Raw genomic sequence first — 17,556 nt, 5'->3', positions numbered from 1 at the left:
CCCAAGTGTTATTATTTGGGGGGAATTTTTTTGTCAGATGAATCTCTTGAATTTAACAAGAGACTCTTCATCGAATTTACTTGACCAGTTGTGGGACACTTCCCACTGTATTGCCGTACGTCCCTCCACCTCCTCTGGCGTCAACAGCTTTAAACTCACAATCGACCCATACGTTGATGTTTGTCGCTGGAGGTGGAAAAGGTTGATACACAATAATAGTTGCAAAACCAACGATCAATCGGTTGTCGTTTGCGTTGTCACACTCTGGCGTATCGTTACTTTCATCTTGTACTGTTAGATCTTGATATACAGGAATAGTTGTCGTCCACCGGTCATCATGATCATCACCATCTCTATATCTAAAGTAATCGAACAAGGCAAAGAGCGGAGCCGGCTTACTATCCTGACCTAAAACAGTTCCGGTTGCGCCGTCATAATTCACGTCAAAGTATCCGCCGTTGAAGAGTGCTGCGATATCGCCCCCCTGAAAATTAAAGGAATCTACACTTGCCTCAGCCGCGGGAGTTACTGCTTCTTCAGGATATTGAGCGGGATTGATATCAAAGTTCGTTGCCAGCCACTCCGGCCCAGATGGCAGGATCCTTTGGCCGCAAGTTTCACAGTCACCGCAATGTTCGCAAGAGCCACCATCATCATCGCCGTTTCCCTCAATGAAACCCAAGAGTTTACTCTCCATGTTGGAGGCATTGATCGGATCGAAAAAATTGTGCCAGGCAGCGCAACTCGCAGTCGTTGGAGAGAATTCAATAAAATCGTTACAATAATCAGGGAACGCATGTTCGGAGAGGGCAAAGGGGAGGATCAGTTCTCCCTCGGCTATTGTTCCCGGCCCGCTGAGCGATGCTACGGCTATAGCTGACGTGGGCAGTTCGTTGATACCCAGTACCCCGGCAAAAAAGGTGCTAATTGGTTTGTCGGAACCTGCTTTTGTGTCTCTGCGGGCAATCACAGAGACTGCAGTGGGCGTTGTATAAGTCGCACCAGGGTCTTGTGGCAGAGGTTCAATGTCACCAGTAAAGAGTGCTGGATCACCTGAACAATCATCTGTAAATTGATTGCACAAGTTTTGATTCCATGTGCCAATTTTGACGTCAAACTCATCGTTAATGATAGTAACATCTAACCCGGCAGCCTTATTCTCCAAAGCCGCAGAATTGACGACAGTGTATATGGCATTTTTAGTAAATGTGTGCCCTGCCTGGTCAGCAACGGGAAGGGAGCTGTAAATTCTCCCTATGTATCCCGCTCCTGCCAAAGCGGCGGCATCGGCTGTATTCTGCAACTCATTTTTGGTCGTGCTCAGGTAGCCAATGTCGATCGCCAATGCGGCCATTCCGATAAAAAAGGTCAATAGAAAGGCTGTCAGAACCAGTACGCTGCCTCTTGATTTAGCACGGTTTAGAGGTTCATTATGATCGTTTCTCATCTTTAGCTCCCTCAGTTGTTAACTGGTTTTACTCCATGCGCATACGGGTCGTTGCTTCTAATTTTGGTTTCCACGGGAAAAAAAGAAAATCAAATTCGTACTTTACGGTGACGGTTAATTCCTGGCCGAACATATTGCCAACACGTGTTGCCGGTGACACCGAGAAATCGTCTCCGTTAGGCCAGTCCACATTTGGTGGAGCAAAGGTTACCATATGATTTTGTGCATAATGTTTGACTTCATCTCTAATCTTTTCGTCACTCAAACGCGGCGACCTCATCACTACTCCGGCACGGGCGCCTTCTCGGCTGGCGTTTGTCAGTATGTGCTGGTTAAACAAAAGTAGGCCAAATTCTATGATTCCGAACACAATCAAAAATAGGATTCCTGCGATCACCGCGAACTCAACAGTTGCTGCACCGCGCTCTTCTCGAAGTTGTATCCCCTTCATGAGGTCCCCTGTATTGTTTGTCACGAAAGTGTATTCATTGTTCGTTAGTTTAGGCACTTCTAAACAGTGGCTTATGGCCGTCGCTACGAATCTCAGACTCGCTTATCCCGTGTTTACCCTGTCCAACAAAGTTGATTCCTCTTTGTCTCAGTTGTGTAACGAACACTAGTTGTTGTGCTAAAGGCTAAGCTCCATATCCATTGTCGTTTCCGCATCCAATTGTATGCTTGTGTCGAAGCCGAGAAGCCCAGGGAAGTAAAAAGTATATTCAACCTTTGTGGTTACGGTGAGTGGGCCTCCTGGGAGTCCCCCCAAGTTGGGAGCAGAGGTTTCTGGGTCTGGCAACACCGCAGCAAAGGTTATCATACGTTCATAGCAATAGTTGTCGATGATGTCATCGATATCTGATTCATTTAATACAAAGTCATTTCCATCACTGTCTTTAGCAATGCGGGCAATACCGGCACGGGCGCCCTCCCGACTGGCATTGGTGATTACTTGCTGGTTGTAAAAAAGCAAGCCGAATTCAATCATGCCAATCACCAAGAGCAGAAAAAAAGGCAGGAGAATTGCGAACTCTACAATGATCGCTCCACGTTCCAGGTTTTCCTTGTTGATGCTATTCATGCGCTCCCCTAGGGCGGGTTCAACTCAAAGGTTGTTAAGAAAATCAGAACTTAAACCCCCTCCATGTAAAGACTTTAGTCTGCTAGGAGGAGCTTTAAAGACTGGATATAAACACTATACTTTAATTATGTCACTTTTCTAGTGCCTTACCATTTTAGTGTTTGTTCATTATGCTAACGGTTGGAGAGAACTTGATGACCATTTTTTATTGCTTAACATTAGTCATAATAATACCACAAGATGTTGTCTGTTATTTGTCTTCGGTGGTCGCTCGAGTCCATCCTTAATGGTCTAAGGGTTTTATATACATTTTGATTATAGAATGACCAAGATGTTTTTTTTTAAATCAAAAAGAGTGGGTCTGTTTCTGCCTAGTGGTTAATCACATCAACCGCTTTAGCGCAGGGATATTACTTCTTAGGGCGAATTCGGTCATGACATCAGCAATGATTTCACCACGTTGTTTGATCTTGTGAACTTGGATTGGGCCAAGCGTGTTTTCTGCAACCTTTAGATACGAAATACGATTAGGGTCGAGTGCCATTACACGGCAGCAGGTCGCATCTACAGATGGTAGGCTTCTTCCCATAACTAACACTCCGGCTTGGATCGGATCTCCCATAATGGGGCCGTCTCCTTGCATACCTGTAATTCCATCGACAATAGCGAAGTGTGGTTTCAACGTTGCGTTAATATCTATGATCGAGCGATCAATACCATGATGATGTAGAACATTTTTGGGCCAGCCATATACTGCGCCTGGCATGACACCAAAAAGGTTCTTCATGGAGAGGGTTGCTCCTGCCCAGTGATGCGTCTTCATCTTGGCTAAAGAAACGATCCAATCAACATCTTTCAAAGTCCCTGGGAAAGTCAGTTTCTTTAAAGAATTAAAGCCAGTCTGGTTGTTGATACTGAATAGATTGTCATGATTCAGATCGATGAACGGGATACGATCTTCGAATAGAACGTCGGCCAGACCGGTTTCTTCAAGAACCATAAGCGTATCGCTGACGTGTCCCGGGCCCTCACCGACCAACACTTTGGCTGCTCCTAGATCTAGAAACGCTTCAATTGCCCCACGAACCACCAATGGGTGAGTGTTGATATGTTCATGCCCAGGAGACACTTCAACCAGATTCGGTTTTAGCAAGATTCTCTTTCCACGCACTTCCTGTGGTGAGACACCAAGCTCATGAAGACCACGTGCAATCAGACTCCTCAGATCCAGGTTGTAGTCTGCCGCCTTGGTTATAAAGACATCTGCATTGGGAAAGGAAGGTCGGCGGAACAGATAATGAATGCCAGTCCCGATTGCAACCCCCCCGGCGATACCCCAGAGCAGGTCGCGACGTGTAATGCCACGGCAGTTTCCATCTCTGTTCGATTCAAACATTTGCGGCCTCCTGAACATCAAGCATGGCCAATGCCAGGAGCAGGATGGCAACTTGGGAGGTGCCGTATGAACCATATTTTTGCTGTCGATCCAGGCAGGCAACAGCCAACTCATATCCATTCTCAACCTTAATATCCCAGGAGAACAGGCCTTTAAGTGCCCAACCGAGGGAGAGAGGAGTCTTAAGTCTGCCCAGTTGTTCCTGTAAATATTTAAGGCTTCCTGAAACTTGTGATCGTTCAATGTGGTCAGCCAGAGCCCAAAGAGCCATTCCTGTTGGTCCAGGCATAGGATTGAGTCGTTGTCCGTAAACTGTCGTGTTGCCGTAGTTCCAGCCGCCATCTGCAAGTTGACGGTTAAGCAAGAGTTTAATGCCGTCACGAGTGCGATCATGATTGGTCAGGCCGACCTCAGTGAGAGCACGTACTGCCATTGCTGTCGGTTCTACCCAGGCATGAGTCTGGTCAATCCAGGGCCAGCCTTGGAGCATGGTGTCGTGTCCTGTAGCGTCATCTTCCAGGTTAGGACTCTGTTGGCCGATTGTAGATATGAGAAATTCGATAGCCTTTGTATGCGCCCCTTTGCTTGCTGAATCGCCGGATAACGCCAGAGCCCCAGAAAGCGTAGGCCAAAAAGCCTCGGGGTGGTCTGCTGACAGAGGGATGCTGCCATTGGACTTTTGAGTGGAACGAAGTCTTTCACGCGCCATTATTGCCATATCACTATGGGAATTGTAAGCATCCAGGCAGAGAATAGCCCACGCGGTTGAATCAGGGCGAAAATCTCCGCCATGGATTTCTGAGAATCCACCATCGTGATCTAAGCGTGAAAGTAAAAGTGAGATTTCTCTCTTGTAGTCAAAATGCGCCACTATAAATCCTGAGACGTGAGAATCATTGTCTGTTGATGTCTCGAAATAATGTATTAAAAAAAACAAGTCCTCGATTCTTTACAAAACGGTATCTTCGTTGTGTCTGACTAGGACAACATACTGAGTATTCCTAAAAGTGGATTCCCAACGACCTGACTGAATAAGATCCTTTACCAGTTGAGAATTTACTTCAAAAACGACCCAATCAATACCATATTGGTCAAGTAGATTGTCACGATTTGAACTTGAAGAAACGATTGAACTATAGTCTGACAGGATCTTCTCACCATACATATCCGCTCGACCGTCAATAAAAACTTTCGGGGGCGGGGTGAGAGCATAAAGTAAATAGCCTCCGAGTGAATATTCGTTGTACATGTTTCCGGTGGGCAGGTTTTTGTCAAGATAACCAACTAGCTGGTTCAACTGTTCCGCTTCTATGTTAAGCATTTTCTTCGGAGTCAGGAACATGAGTGAACGATGATCGATATAGCTAGAAATGAGAAGTACCAAAACGACAACAATGGTTGCCAGGGGGCCTGTCTTTGCTGACAACTGGAGGTGTTCCCCTGCTTCGTGTTCAATTCGTTTAAGTCGCCACGTATCGAAATGGGTGTTGATCATCTTGGCAGTGAAGGGTGTCAAAGCTATGAGCATCAGGCTAATGTGGCGAATATGAGTTAGTGCCGCGTTGAGGAAAAAAACAATTAAAAGTCGTTCCGTCCAAGTAACGGTACTTTTGGTAAAAGAGATTAGAAAAACAAGCGCGACCAGGTAAAAGCGAAAGGACCACATCTCTTGCAGGTTGGGAGCTTTCCACTCGTTGATCATCACCGAAAAGACCCCTTTTGAGACCTGAAACGGAAATAACAAAAGTTCATATCCAAAAGGATTCAAGCCAACGGCTAAGACACTGAGCAGTAGAACAGATATTGGTATTTTCAGTTGCCGCAGGGTCTCAGGGTAGGGGGTTTTAATGCCCCAATGGCTTTCAATCACTATCCCGACAATGAAAATTATCTGTAATACAAGGCTAAGAATAAAGCCTCCGTGGAGATTGGCCCATACGATCGTTACCACAGGCAGCCAGTACAGTTTTTTCCCTCCAGTTGTGAGCATTGACAATGTAATCATCATGAATAGCCAGGTAAACAGGTGGGGGCGTGCCGATAAATGACCTTGACTGAAGGTGAAAGCCAGAGCGACGCAACTTAACGTCACCCACTGATTAGCCCATTTTTCTGTTGCTTTGAACAGCAGCCAAAAAGCCATTGAAGAAATAAGTAGAAAGAAACATAGAAGGCCTTCCAGTCCGGCAACATTATGTATGCTTGCCATAATGATTTCGGCCAGCCACTCATGTGCTGTCCATGGTGTACCAAAAGCTGTATGTGAAAGGGTGTCACTGTTGATCAGACTTTGATTCTCCAACATTATGGACCCGGCCTTGATGTGCCAGAATGTGTCACCATCACTAAAGAGGGCATCACGTTTCGTAGCAAGCGAGGCTAGGAAGATCATCAGACAAAAAGCGCCTGCGAAGTCAGGAAGGTATTTGGACATAGTTAGTATACTTGGGGAAAAATAACCTTAAAGTTAAGAGAAAAAAAGCCTGGTAAGAAATCCTTAAAATACTAGTCCGATTTGAGTTCTGATGATGCAGGCCTGAAGTTGTTTATAAAGTAGAGCGGCCTTTGCTTGGTCTCGTTGAACATCCGCCCGAGGTATTCTCCTATTACACCAAGGCTCATCAACTGAACCCCACCCAAAAAAAGGATGACAACCATAAGAGTAGGGTAGCCTTGTACCGGCTCCCCGAAGGCGAGCGTTTTGTATATAACAAACAAGGCGTAGGTGAAGGAAACGATTGAAGTCGTTAATCCCAGGTAGCTGGCAAGTTTTAAGGGATTGATGGTGAACGATGTGATCCCTTCGATGGCAAAGTTCCAGAGATGCCAGTAGTTCCACTTAGTGCTGCCAGCGAAACGTGGGTCGCGCCGATAGTTGACGGCAATCTGCGGATAACCAATCCAGGCGAACAGGCCTTTCATGAAACGGTGAGTTTCGCGGAGCTGTTTGAGTGCCTCTACTGATCGGCGACTCAGCAGGCGATAGTCGCCGGTGTCCTCAGGAATCTTGACTCGACTGACACCTTGAATCAGACGATAAAAGAGCTTCGCTGTTATCTTTTTGATGAATGTTTCGCCGTCTCGCGCGGTTCGTCTTGCATAGACAACATCGTAACCTTCCTGCCATTTCTCGATGAATTTTGGGATTAGCTCAGGGGGGTCCTGCAAGTCCGCATCGATAACGACAACAGCTTCACCTTTGGCGTGGTCGAGTCCAGCTGTTAGCGCTATCTCTTTGCCGAAGTTACGGCTCAGGTCGATGATCGCCACGCGGGGGTCTTTGAAAGCATTTAAAACTTCGAGCGTCCGATCACTGCTGCCGTCATTGACGTAGAGTATTTCGCAGGCGCCTTCAATCTCTTCCAGAACGGAAGTGAGACGTCTGTGAAACTCCGGCAAAACTTCTTCTTCATTATAGGCAGGGATAACAACCGATAATTTCAATTCTTGATTGTCTGGCAAGACAGGACTCCCCGAATTCATGAAATGATGAAATGAAAAATTGGAATTAGAATAACATTATTAAGGCACTGGCATGGCTGTTATTTCGTATCGTTTCTTTATGAGCCATGTAAAATTGGGTGTTAGAAGTATAAATACTTAATATTGCATGTCAATTGGCCTTGTTTAAGTCTTTTGAACTCATCAATAGACTCATGACTCAGGGTGGTCGCTTTTCCAGATGAACCTATAAGTTCATGTGGCCTACGTTTTGCTCCGTCTGGCCTGTGATCGTCAGTTCGTCTGTCTCACGACCATCAATCCCGCCATCTCGTAGGTTTCGCAGCATCAGACTCTTCTGGCCCTCCAAATGAGGGCCGCGGCTGTCAGTAATGAAAGCACGATGCCGAACTTTTCGGAAGCGGTCATCCTGTGCTTGAAAACCAAGTGGTAAGCACCGGCCTCCAGCTCAATCTCCATAAAACCCTTTGCTGTTTTAACGATTTTCTTTTCAATGCCTGATATTTTATCGATGCACTGCCAGGTTGGAAAATAGAACTGATTGAACTTTAGAACTCCTGGTTCTGGCATCATGATTTCCAGGTAAATCTTGTCGTTTTGCAGGCGGGGCGCTTGTATTAGCCTGACATCTGTAACCTCGAAAAGACGATCAATCCTTGTCAATGTATTATTGTTAACGTCATCAACCAGTGTAGCGGAGACACCCCTCGGCAGGTTTTCACTCCCCCCCGTATTTCCGGTTGCTAGTGCTTTATCAATGTATGTCTTTTCTTCAGTGGAAACGGAAGTGGCTGAATACCTATAACAACTGACCAGGGAGAAGAGGCTGAGTGCGATTAAAATCGCGACCAGTAATTTTTGCATCGATGTTTTAACAACATTCCTTTTCGGCAGTTGTTTTCCGTAAATCAAAGCAAGATTGAAGAATAGAAAAAAATTCAGAACAATAAAAAAACGCCACGGGAATTGAACGATTTGCAGAGGAGGCAGAGCTTGCCAGACAATCGATGAAACCGGATACATCATGTAGATGGACAAGATGCAGGTCAGGAAAAAGAACCATGCCAGACGGCTTGGTTTCGATTGAACAACAATCGTCAGAATTGCCAGAGCCAAAGAAATCATAGCCAGATTGTTCAGCAAAGCCCAGAAGTTGGCCCAATCGGGGAAGAGTTTGCCTCCAACCAATAAAAAGGCATTTTCATAATAGTAGCGACCAAAGAACAATTGCGGTATAGCAATGTGTTTTTTGAGAAAGAACACTGGAACGAGATAGAATGCCGAAAGGCCGACACCATATGCAAGGGCGGTGCAGATTCTAAATGCCTTTTTGGACGCCGTTGAGACGACCCAGTAATGAATGCAGATAAAGGGAGATATCAGTAAGGTCGTTGGGATGTGTGAGAGGATTAGAAGACAATAGGCGAAACTGAGTTTAGGGGCGGCACTCCGGTTGCCAGTTGCCAATTGGTGTGAGAATAGAAACAAATACGGCACTATGAAAATGGCAAAGAATTCAGTAAAGGCAAACCTGATATAGAGATCGACCACTAAGTGATAAGGATACAGTATATAAAAGAGTGTCACCATGTACGCTGCACCAGGTCTGGTATAGCAGGTCAATAAACGGAACAGACCAGTTGCTGAGACTGCAAGGGCAAACCAATAACATGCGCCAAGTGAATACCAGGAACTCTGTTCACCCGGGATCAGAAGTGCAAAAAAGGCCGATACATAATATGGCAGAGGGCAACCAAAGTAGAAAGACGGACTGCCTCGACCACCGTACAATTCAAACAGCCAACGAGGATACAGGTCGCCGGCGAAGAGTTGTTGTTGAAATAGCTCATTCCAGTTGAGTTGGTAGAGAATGTCGTTTGCCACCCAGTAACCATTCAGGAATGGAGGAATGGTTAGGAAAAAGCATAAGATAAAAAAACTTAGGTAAGCTAAGTGGGTCGGAAATTTTTTCTGGTCGTCCATCTGAATTGCCCCCCAGTTTCCAGTCAATCCGTTTCCCTAAAAATAATCGCCGGTTAGTATATGCCGACAGAAGAGGGCTATCAGTCGGTTAGAACTGTTGGGGTGTTGATCAAGTCATCCTCCCCCTAGCAATACATCAATAAACCCTTGTCAAATTAGTGCAACATCAGATTAAAGTCAAAAGTGTGTATTTCATGTAAACCTGATTGGCGGTAATTTGAGATTTCAGGCTCCGCCGGGGTGCGGCTCGGATCGGATCGTCCGTTGCAGAATTACAACAAGACCGATGAATACGACTGCGAGCACCAGCACAAGGGGTTGGAAGCCTAGGGCCGGCCCTAGCTTCCAGCTGTTATAGCTGGCCCACAGCGCCACTAGCGCGACACGCCAGACTGTGCCGGGCACCCCGTATCGGGCGATCACATGGTCAAGCCCCAAGAGCACTGGGAGCACCAGTACACCGGCGTCGTAGTAGTTCAGGTGCGGGCTCACCAACATCGTTCCCGACACCACCATCCCCCACGCGACTGGGAAGCCAGGGTGTGACCGGTCGAGCGTACGTAGGTGTACCGCCATGACAGCAAGGACCAGCCCCACACCTAATACGGCGACCCACGCGCTGAACGGCTCAGGTAGCACGTGCCTAGCGGTTGCTATAAGCGAGAAATGGTTCATTCCTTGGGAGGCCTGCTCGATTGGCCCGTAGGTTTGCAGTGTATGAAGCATCCGTAGTGGCCAGTCCCAGCCACAGAACACAGCGCCGAGTGCGTAGTGTCCAATCGAGACTGCACCGGCGATACCGACAGCCAGTAATTCCCCGCGTAGCAGCATCAACGGGCCGAGCACCAGCAGGTATTGTGGTTTGAACGTGAGAAGCCCAAGAACAAGGCCCAAGTACACCCGCTTGTCGCGACGGTGCGCAACGTAGGCGAGCCCGAGCAGCGACAAGGTTATCCCTGTGTTCTGCCCGCCGAGCAGAGGGTGGATTACCGCCTGGTGGGCGACCACTGCGAGAAACGTGGTCCACGCCGCGACCGAGGTGCGCGTTAGCGCTGGAATCTCGGAGCCTAGATACCGTACAGCGAGCGCGAACAGGAACAGCCCGGCTGCGTCGAATGCGAAGAACGCCCAGTGGTAACCAAAGCTTACAAAAGGTGATAGGAGAATCGCCAACCCAGGGGGGTTAACGTAAGGTTGCCAGTTCGCTGCCTTGGCTCCGACCAACGCGGCTTGTAGCGTTCGCTGTGCGTCAAGGTCATAAAGGGCCACACCGTGGCCACCGGCGATCGTGGCGGCGCCGGTGTAGAAAGCGAGGAAGTCCCCGGTCTGCGGGTTCCCTTCAGATCCCATTATCGGGGGTAGGGTTGCCAGGTGAAATGCGAGTACTGCAATACTCAGTGTGGCCAGGAGCGCGAGGGCTCCGGTAAGCCACGGTGGTTTGGTGAGCCGGTTCAGCGCCCCAACAAGAGGGTTTCTCTCGGCACTCATCAATGCTCTCTCTGGGACACTTCCACCAGGATCGTCTTGTTCAGCGGGTGTCATCGGCATTTACTGCAGACACATCGACTGATATAGACAGAATGATTCCATCATTGTTTGACAAGGTGTTCCTCCCTGAATGTCCAGAAACGATTACATAGAAAATTCCAAATCAGCACGATGGCCGTAGCTATTGCCTGGCTGACGAGATAATGCAGCCATTGGGTCATGATATACATGATCAAAATGTTTAGAACGAGCCCGATTATAGCGACGGTGAAAAACTTGGGAAAGCTTTCCAGATGTCTGATCCCGCTTTTGAATGTGACATGGTAGTTGAGCAGGTAATTAATAATGGCACCGACAAGAAACCCGGCCATTGATCCTGTAACAGGGCCAGTTGAGAGGATCTGTACAGAAATAATGAGAACGGCAAAGTGGCCAGCTGTACCGATGGCCCCGATGACCGAAAAAGAAATAAACTGCCTGAAAATCTTCACGGGACTTCTCTCCTGGCAGCCAGCGCATTGGTGCACCGGTGGTCTGCTAGCCTGTGATCTTTTGTCTTGGGAAGTATAACTGTCTGATATCACATGTCAAAGGAAAGATTATTTACTCCTATACACCTCCGCTTCAGGATGAATCTCTTTCCATACGAACCAATAAAGCAGCAGATGGTCGAGAGTGTTGCCAGATAGGTCTTTCACGGTCAGCGTGTCGGTTTCATCATCGAATCTTAACGTAATCTCAGTTGCACCAACTTTATCTTTGATCCGGTTTACGGAACGGAGGTCCTGAAGTTTGTATGCCTTGGCGGTATTGCCAATCTCTATGCCAATCACCAACTCTTTTTCTTCCGCACCTGGCCCACCTTTAAGAAATCCAAACATGCCACTACGGCTTTCGTAATAATCTGCATAGGGGTCTTTTGAGTAGTCGCGGACGTGACCGGTTGCTGGTGTTAGAACATCTGTCTCCGGATATTTCTTGCGCCACTTGCTCCAGGTTGTCAGAGTCGAAGGTAGTTGAGAAAGTTTTGTGTCGGTCATGGGGCCGGTCACTGCACGCTGAAGGACTTGGGACCAAAGCGATTCAGTTTGCTGATCATACATCAGGACGTTGGATTTATAGAGTTGACCGGAGACGCCGAATCGATAGGTTTTGTCGTTTATCTCCCGGGAGAACACGGCTCCCGCAAATGCGAGTGGTCACCAACTGACCAGTAGGGGGGCTCCACCGAAGTCATCATTGACCAGTTCATGCCAGGAGAGGATCCGGATAGGGTAAGCGCGGGCGATGCCATTGTGAACGACTCCGAGGACCCGGTCATCATCATCGAGAAAATCAACCCATTTGGCTGGCAGGGTTTTGGGCTCGAAGAGCGCCGGTATGCCATCGCGGGGAGGGCCTCCGGACTGAATCTCACTTATCTCTATGCTATGCTTGGAGTAGTCCCAATCAGAATAGGCTGTTGGTGGGCAGACTGATGCGAAGATAGAAAAAATGAGCAGGGTAAGGAGTTGTCTCATGTTTACCTCCTTACAATCATTGTCTCAGGAGGGCTCTCTTTGAGTCAAACGACCCAAAAAGAAAATGTGGTTATCCTCTTCACTCAACTAACTTATCGAGGTTAGCAGAAAACCATTTTATCTTTACAAATCAAGAGGCTTTAAGGTCAAAAGAAATATTAATAACAGGGATAGGCAGGATAAGCAGGATAAAGTCAAAATCTTCGGGGCTTGGATAAATCACTAATATTTGGTTCTTATGGTTTTATCCTGTACATCCTGTATATCCCTGTTCAAAAAAGTTTATGACCCTATTGTTACTGGTGGAGCGAAGTAGATACCCTGAAAAGAAAAAACACGGAGTAGATAGCTACGCTCCGTGTTTTTTTTTCTGGTTAATGACAACGGCTTCAGGTTAATGCATTTTGGGCCAGATAGGATTTGACCGTAGCGGTCTTGGCTTCAATGATCTCGCAGCGTTTCTCACGCTTTTCGAGGCCATCCAAACTTGCCGGTCGTTCGGGGTCTTTGCCAATCGCCTGATGCACGGCATCTGGAAATTTGGCCGGATGTGCTGTTGCCAGACAGATGACGGGAGACTCTCCCCCAGAAAGGTCCTTGCCGGCTTTGACCCCGGTTGCTGTGTGTGGATCGAGGACGTAACCGGTGGCTTCGTGAAAATTCTTGATCGTTTCCAGGGTCTGCTCATTGTCTACAGATGCGGAGAAAAAAATGTCATTAATCTCTGCGATCTGCTCGGTGGTAAAGGAGAGCTTTCCAGTCGAAGAGAACTCCTGCATGGCTGAGGAAAGTTCTTTTGAGTCCTCTTTGAAAAGGTAGAAGAGATAGCGTTCCAGGTTGCTTGCATTCTGGATGTCCATCGATGGAGAGTGAGTCGGGTGGACTTCCCCAATCGAGTAGTCACCATCGTTGACGAAACGCGAGAGGATATTGTTGGCGTTGGTCGCAAGCACCAGCTTTTCAACAGGCAGCCCCATTCTCTTTGCAATGTAGCCTGCAAAGATATCACCGAAGTTACCGGTCGGCACCGAGAAGTAAACTTTGTGAGAACCGGTTTTCTTGCGGACCTGCCCCCATGCGTAGAAATAATAAACGACCTGTGCGAGAACGCGGGCCCAGTTAATTGAGTTGACTGCGCCCAGTGCGTACTTCTTTTTGAAATCAAGGTCCCCAAAAGTTTCTTTAACGATTTGCTGACCATCGTCAAACGTGCCCTCGATGGCAAGGTTGAAGACGTTTGCGTCAGTGACCGTAGTCATCTGCAGTTCCTGTACAGGCGAAACCTTTTTGCTCGGATGTAGGATAAAGATATTGATATTCTTTTTACCCCGTACCCCATAAATGGCTGCGCTGCCTGTGTCTCCAGAAGTCGCACCGAGGATGTTCATGTGCTCATCGGACTCTGCAAGCAGGTACTCAAAGAGGTTGCCGAGAAACTGCAGGGCAACGTCTTTGAAGGCGAGGGTGGGGCCGTGGAAGAGCTCCAGGATAAAGAGGCCGTCCTCGTGTATGACCGGAGTAATGTCCGGATGAGTGAAGCTTGCATAGGCACGGTCGATCATGCTTTTCAAATCTGCGGCAGGGATATCTTCTATGAAGTAGCTCATGACCTGGAATGCAAGCTCAGGGTAGGCGAGTTTCGACAGGGCATCAAGATCGCCAGGAGTCAGTTGCGGGATAGATTCCGGCAGCAGTAAGCCGCCGTCTTCGGCCAAACCCATCATGACGGCCTGCTTGAAAGGGATGTCCCTGATCTGACCACGAGTACTTTGATATTTCATTGTCTCTTGTCCTTTATGTTCGTGTTGTGGCCGGGCATTCTAGCAGGAGTTCCCTCTTCAGAAAAGAGGAAATGGGTCTGGGGGCTGGGAACTGGAGGCTGGGGGCTGGGGACGAGAAAGTCAAGAGCATCGTTGCACAAAAAACTAGAGGGCTGCCCGGTATGGGCGGCCCTCTAAGATTTTCGCGTTCCGCGTTACTCGTTCCGCGGCTTGTTATTTGTTGTTGGCCGCATATTCCTGGGCATCAACAACAGCGACAGCTGCCATGTTGATGATGTCCGCGACAGCATCACCACGCTGCAGCACGTGAACCGGCTTCTTCATGCCCATGAGAATGGGACCGATCTGCTCGGCACCGCCCAGCTTGTGAAGCAGTTTATAAGCGATGTTGCCGGATTGCAGGTCAGGGAAGATGAAGACATTGGCGTCGCCCTTAAGCTGTGAGAAGGGATATTGCTTCTCGATCAGATCAGGATCGAGGGCGACGTTGGCCTGCATTTCACCTTCAACAACCAGATCCGGTGCCTGGGCTTTGACCATGGCTGTTGCACGTTTTACTTTAACAGTCAGAGGATGCGCTGCACTGCCGAAGTTTGAGAAAGAGAGCATGGCGACCTTTGGCTCGAAATCAAACTGCTGGGCTTTCTGAGCGGTCAGGATTGCTGTCTCTGCCAGCTCTTCAGCTGTTGGCTCGATGGCGACTGTGGTGTCAGCGAAGAAAGTCGCTTCCTTCTTGGTGACCATCATGTACATGCCGTGAACTTTGGAGAGTCCTTCACGCTTGCCGATAACTTCCAGGGCAGGGCGGATCGTCTCAGGGTAATGGTGGTTGATCCCTGAGAGGAGTGAGTCGGCGTCACCTTTAAGGACCATCATCGAGCCAAAGTGGTTGCGGCTCTTGCGCATGGTGCGTTTTGCCTCAGACTCGGTGACTCCTTTACGCTGCCGCATGGTGTAGAACTCTTCGGTGTATGCTTTCACCATATCGCTCTTGGGTGGGTCGATAATGGTGATGCCTGTCAGGTCGATGTTTGCAGCGGCTGCGTTGGCTTTGATCTCGTCTTCGTCGCCGAGCAGGATTGGTTTGGCAATTCCTTCGTCAACCAGAATCTGGGCCGCGCGAAGAATCTTCTCTTCATCACCTTCGGGGAAGACAATGCGCTTCGGACAGGCTTTGGCCTTGTTAATCAAGGTGCGCATGATCTGCTTGGAGCGTCCCTGCATCGCTTCCAGGCGTTCCTTGTACTCGTCCATGTCTTCGATCGGGCGGCGGGCAACGCCTGAATCCATGGCTGCCTGGGCTACTGCAGGAGCAACGTGCAAGAGCACGCGTGGATCAAAAGGTTTGGGGATAACATACTCACGGCCGAATTTGATCTCTTCTCCAGCGTAGGCTTTACGGACCGAATCGGGCACATCTTCTTTAGCGAGTTCGGCAAGAGCTTTGACAGCTGCCAACTTCATCTCATCGTTGATGGCGCTGGCGTGTGTGTCGAGTGCACCGCGGAAAAGGAAGGGGAAGCAGAGCACGTTGTTGACCTGGTTGTTGTAGTCAGAGCGGCCAGTACCGATAATGACGTCATCACGAACGGCCTTGGCTTCCGGCGGGGTGATCTCCGGGTCAGGGTTGGCCATGGCAAAGACGATCGGGTCTTTGGCCATTGACTTGAGCATTTCGTTGGTCAGAGCGCCTTTTGCAGAGACGCCGAAGAAGATGTCTGCGTCGACCATGGCGTCTTCAAGGGTGCGGGCTTCAGTTTCTGCAGCCAAGCGCTCTTTGTAGTCGTTCATGCCGTTCGTGCGGCCTTTGTAAATGACGCCTTTGGTGTCGCAGAGGATGACGTTGTTCTTGTCAATCCCCATGGTGATAGCCAGGTTGGCGCAGGCGATGCCTGCGGCACCGGCACCGTTGACAACGATCTTGCACTTCTCGATCTGCTTGCCGACGATTTCAACTGCGTTGAGCATGCCAGCGGCTGAGATGATGGCGGTGCCGTGCTGGTCATCATGGAAGACCGGGATGTTCATGATCTTCTGGAGCTCTTCTTCAATGTAGAAACACTCAGGGCCCTTGATGTCTTCCAGGTTGATTCCGCCGAATGTAGGCTCTAGCAGCTTCACCGTGCGGATCAACTCGTCGGAGTCCTTGGTGTCGAGTTCAATATCGAAAACATCAACGTCAGCAAAGCTCTTGAAGAGGACGCCTTTGCCCTCCATGACTGGCTTGCCAGCCAGCGCACCTATGTCACCAAGACCGAGAACTGCGGTGCCATTGGAGACGACTGCGACCAGGTTGCCTTTTGCGGTATATTTGTAAGCATCATCGGGGTTTTTTTCAATTTCAAGACAAGGCTCAGCAACGCCAGGGCTGTAAGCCAGTGCGAGGTCCCTGCTCGTAGCACACGGCTTTGTCGTGATAACTTCAATCTTGCCTTTGCGACCCATTGAGTGATAATCAAGCGCTTCCTGTCTTTTTGACATTCTTTGTGTCCTCCTTGGCTTGTTGCCTTGAAGCCAATTTGTTGGTGATTTTTGTTTCAGTAAATTTTTTTAGCAATAATAAAAAGTCTAGATAAAGCTCATAGCGCACTTTTGTCAAGATAAAACGGTATTCTAACGACTAACTCCGGGCTTATACAGCAATGCTGATGCCAATATTTATGATTATGTGTAATAGGGTGCAACGTCTTATAAAGTATCGCTTTTCCCAATGTCGTCAAGCCTCTTTGCATTGAAACTTTGACTATGTAATAAGAGATTATGGCTAAAATTGGCCATCATGGGCTGTTATTACGCGTTTTCAGGCCATCTGTTTGACAGAACGCTCTTCAGGCGTTAGTCGTTATAGATGTAACCTACACTCAAAATATAGGGCGCTTTGATGAATATGGATGCGAATTCCCCTGTCAGAATAGGGGTCCTCTCCGATACACATCTCCCGGACTCGGCAGATGCCTATGATTTCCTGCACACCCTGATAGAAGAAGTTCTTGCGCCGGTTGACTTAATCCTTCATGCCGGAGACCTGGTGTCCCCCAATCTGCTCGATGCTTTTTACGAATATCCTTTCCATGCGGTTCGCGGCAATATGGATCCTGCGACTCAAGGGGTGCCGCACAAGAAATTGGTTCATGTCGGTGGGTTTACTATCGGTTTGATCCATGGCTGGGGGCCTGTCTGCGGCCTGGAGGATCGTGTTCAAGATGAGTTTGCAGAAAATTCACTTGACTGCCTGGTCTATGGTCATAGCCATCAACCGGCTTGCCACCATCATGATGGTATCCTGTTTTTTAATCCTGGCAGCGCAACGGACAGACGTAGTATGGACTATCACTCTGTCGGTCTGCTGGAGGTTGATGACGATATACGTGGAACGATTATTCGTCTGGATTAATGTAGCG

14 protein-coding genes are annotated in these 17,556 nt (G+C 48.4%); 1 reads left to right on the top strand and 13 read right to left on the bottom strand.

Features of this window, described 5'->3' with window-relative positions; genetic code table 11:
• Positions 1 to 76: 76 nt before the first annotated feature.
• The 13 genes from P9J64_04465 to P9J64_04405 form a co-directional block, all read right to left on the bottom strand.
• The gene (locus P9J64_04465; GenBank protein ID MDG5467571.1) at positions 77 to 1,447 is read right to left on the bottom strand and encodes a pilus assembly protein TadG-related protein; all 1,371 of its coding nucleotides are present in this window, start codon (positions 1,445 to 1,447) and stop codon (positions 77 to 79) included.
• A 28-nt stretch (positions 1,448 to 1,475) separates the two neighbouring features.
• On the bottom strand, positions 1,476 to 1,898 hold the full coding sequence (locus P9J64_04460) for a TadE/TadG family type IV pilus assembly protein (GenBank protein ID MDG5467570.1): 423 nt from the start codon (positions 1,896 to 1,898) through the stop codon (positions 1,476 to 1,478).
• 177 nt (positions 1,899 to 2,075) lie between these two features.
• Complete coding sequence (locus P9J64_04455) at positions 2,076 to 2,525, bottom strand: TadE/TadG family type IV pilus assembly protein (protein ID MDG5467569.1); 450 nt, start codon at positions 2,523 to 2,525, stop codon at positions 2,076 to 2,078.
• 382 nt (positions 2,526 to 2,907) lie between these two features.
• Positions 2,908 to 3,921 (bottom strand): DUF362 domain-containing protein, encoded by a 1,014-nt coding sequence (locus P9J64_04450; protein ID MDG5467568.1) that lies wholly within the window; start codon positions 3,919 to 3,921, stop codon positions 2,908 to 2,910.
• Positions 3,914 to 4,792: a terpene cyclase/mutase family protein gene (locus tag P9J64_04445; protein MDG5467567.1), complete on the bottom strand. Its 879-nt coding sequence runs from the start codon at positions 4,790 to 4,792 to the stop codon at positions 3,914 to 3,916. Before P9J64_04445 ends, P9J64_04450 begins: the two co-directional genes overlap by 8 nt.
• Positions 4,793 to 4,870: 78 nt before the next feature.
• Positions 4,871 to 6,355 (bottom strand): hypothetical protein, encoded by a 1,485-nt coding sequence (locus P9J64_04440; GenBank protein ID MDG5467566.1) that lies wholly within the window; start codon positions 6,353 to 6,355, stop codon positions 4,871 to 4,873.
• 71 nt (positions 6,356 to 6,426) lie between these two features.
• Positions 6,427 to 7,383, bottom strand: a complete 957-nt coding sequence (locus tag P9J64_04435; protein MDG5467565.1) for a glycosyltransferase family 2 protein — start codon at positions 7,381 to 7,383, stop codon at positions 6,427 to 6,429.
• Between the two features lie 327 nt (positions 7,384 to 7,710).
• On the bottom strand, positions 7,711 to 9,366 hold the full coding sequence (locus tag P9J64_04430; protein MDG5467564.1) for a hypothetical protein: 1,656 nt from the start codon (positions 9,364 to 9,366) through the stop codon (positions 7,711 to 7,713).
• Positions 9,367 to 9,591: 225 nt separating this feature from the next.
• Positions 9,592 to 10,854 carry a glycosyltransferase family 87 protein gene (locus tag P9J64_04425; GenBank protein ID MDG5467563.1) on the bottom strand — a complete coding sequence of 421 codons (1,263 nt, stop codon included), beginning with the start codon at positions 10,852 to 10,854 and terminating at the stop codon, positions 9,592 to 9,594.
• A 101-nt stretch (positions 10,855 to 10,955) separates the two neighbouring features.
• Complete coding sequence (locus P9J64_04420; protein ID MDG5467562.1) at positions 10,956 to 11,345, bottom strand: GtrA family protein; 390 nt, start codon at positions 11,343 to 11,345, stop codon at positions 10,956 to 10,958.
• Between the two features lie 108 nt (positions 11,346 to 11,453).
• Positions 11,454 to 12,374, bottom strand: a complete 921-nt coding sequence (locus P9J64_04415) for a DUF3179 domain-containing protein (GenBank protein ID MDG5467561.1) — start codon at positions 12,372 to 12,374, stop codon at positions 11,454 to 11,456.
• Positions 12,375 to 12,763: 389 nt separating this feature from the next.
• On the bottom strand, positions 12,764 to 14,155 hold the full coding sequence (gene thrC / locus P9J64_04410) for a threonine synthase (GenBank protein MDG5467560.1): 1,392 nt from the start codon (positions 14,153 to 14,155) through the stop codon (positions 12,764 to 12,766).
• A 213-nt stretch (positions 14,156 to 14,368) separates the two neighbouring features.
• Positions 14,369 to 16,636 (bottom strand): NADP-dependent malic enzyme, encoded by a 2,268-nt coding sequence (locus tag P9J64_04405; protein ID MDG5467559.1) that lies wholly within the window; start codon positions 16,634 to 16,636, stop codon positions 14,369 to 14,371.
• 400 nt (positions 16,637 to 17,036) lie between these two features.
• Here P9J64_04405 and P9J64_04400 point away from each other — a divergent pair, with 400 nt between their 5' ends.
• A complete protein-coding gene (locus P9J64_04400) occupies positions 17,037 to 17,549 on the top strand; it encodes a metallophosphoesterase (GenBank protein ID MDG5467558.1) in 513 nt (170 codons plus the stop codon).
• The last annotated feature ends 7 nt before the right edge of the window (positions 17,550 to 17,556 follow it).

The organism is Deltaproteobacteria bacterium IMCC39524, assembly GCA_029667085.1.
Taxonomy (GTDB): Bacteria; Desulfobacterota; Desulfuromonadia; order Desulfuromonadales; family BM103; genus M0040.
Note: the sequence above shows the minus strand (reverse complement) of the source record. Positions and strands in the feature narration are given on the sequence as shown.

Coding starts and splice junctions, on each gene's coding strand:
- P9J64_04465 (MDG5467571.1), bottom strand. CDS start 1,447: ATGAGAAACGATCATAATGAACCTCTAAACCGTGCTAAATCAAGAGGC.
- P9J64_04460 (MDG5467570.1), bottom strand. CDS start 1,898: ATGAAGGGGATACAACTTCGAGAAGAGCGCGGTGCAGCAACTGTTGAG.
- P9J64_04455 (MDG5467569.1), bottom strand. CDS start 2,525: ATGAATAGCATCAACAAGGAAAACCTGGAACGTGGAGCGATCATTGTA.
- P9J64_04450 (MDG5467568.1), bottom strand. CDS start 3,921: ATGTTTGAATCGAACAGAGATGGAAACTGCCGTGGCATTACACGTCGC.
- P9J64_04440 (MDG5467566.1), bottom strand. CDS start 6,355: ATGTCCAAATACCTTCCTGACTTCGCAGGCGCTTTTTGTCTGATGATC.
- P9J64_04430 (MDG5467564.1), bottom strand. CDS start 9,366: ATGGACGACCAGAAAAAATTTCCGACCCACTTAGCTTACCTAAGTTTT.
- P9J64_04425 (MDG5467563.1), bottom strand. CDS start 10,854: ATGAGTGCCGAGAGAAACCCTCTTGTTGGGGCGCTGAACCGGCTCACC.
- thrC (MDG5467560.1), bottom strand. CDS start 14,155: ATGAAATATCAAAGTACTCGTGGTCAGATCAGGGACATCCCTTTCAAG.
- P9J64_04405 (MDG5467559.1), bottom strand. CDS start 16,636: ATGTCAAAAAGACAGGAAGCGCTTGATTATCACTCAATGGGTCGCAAA.
- P9J64_04400 (MDG5467558.1), top strand. CDS start 17,037: ATGAATATGGATGCGAATTCCCCTGTCAGAATAGGGGTCCTCTCCGAT.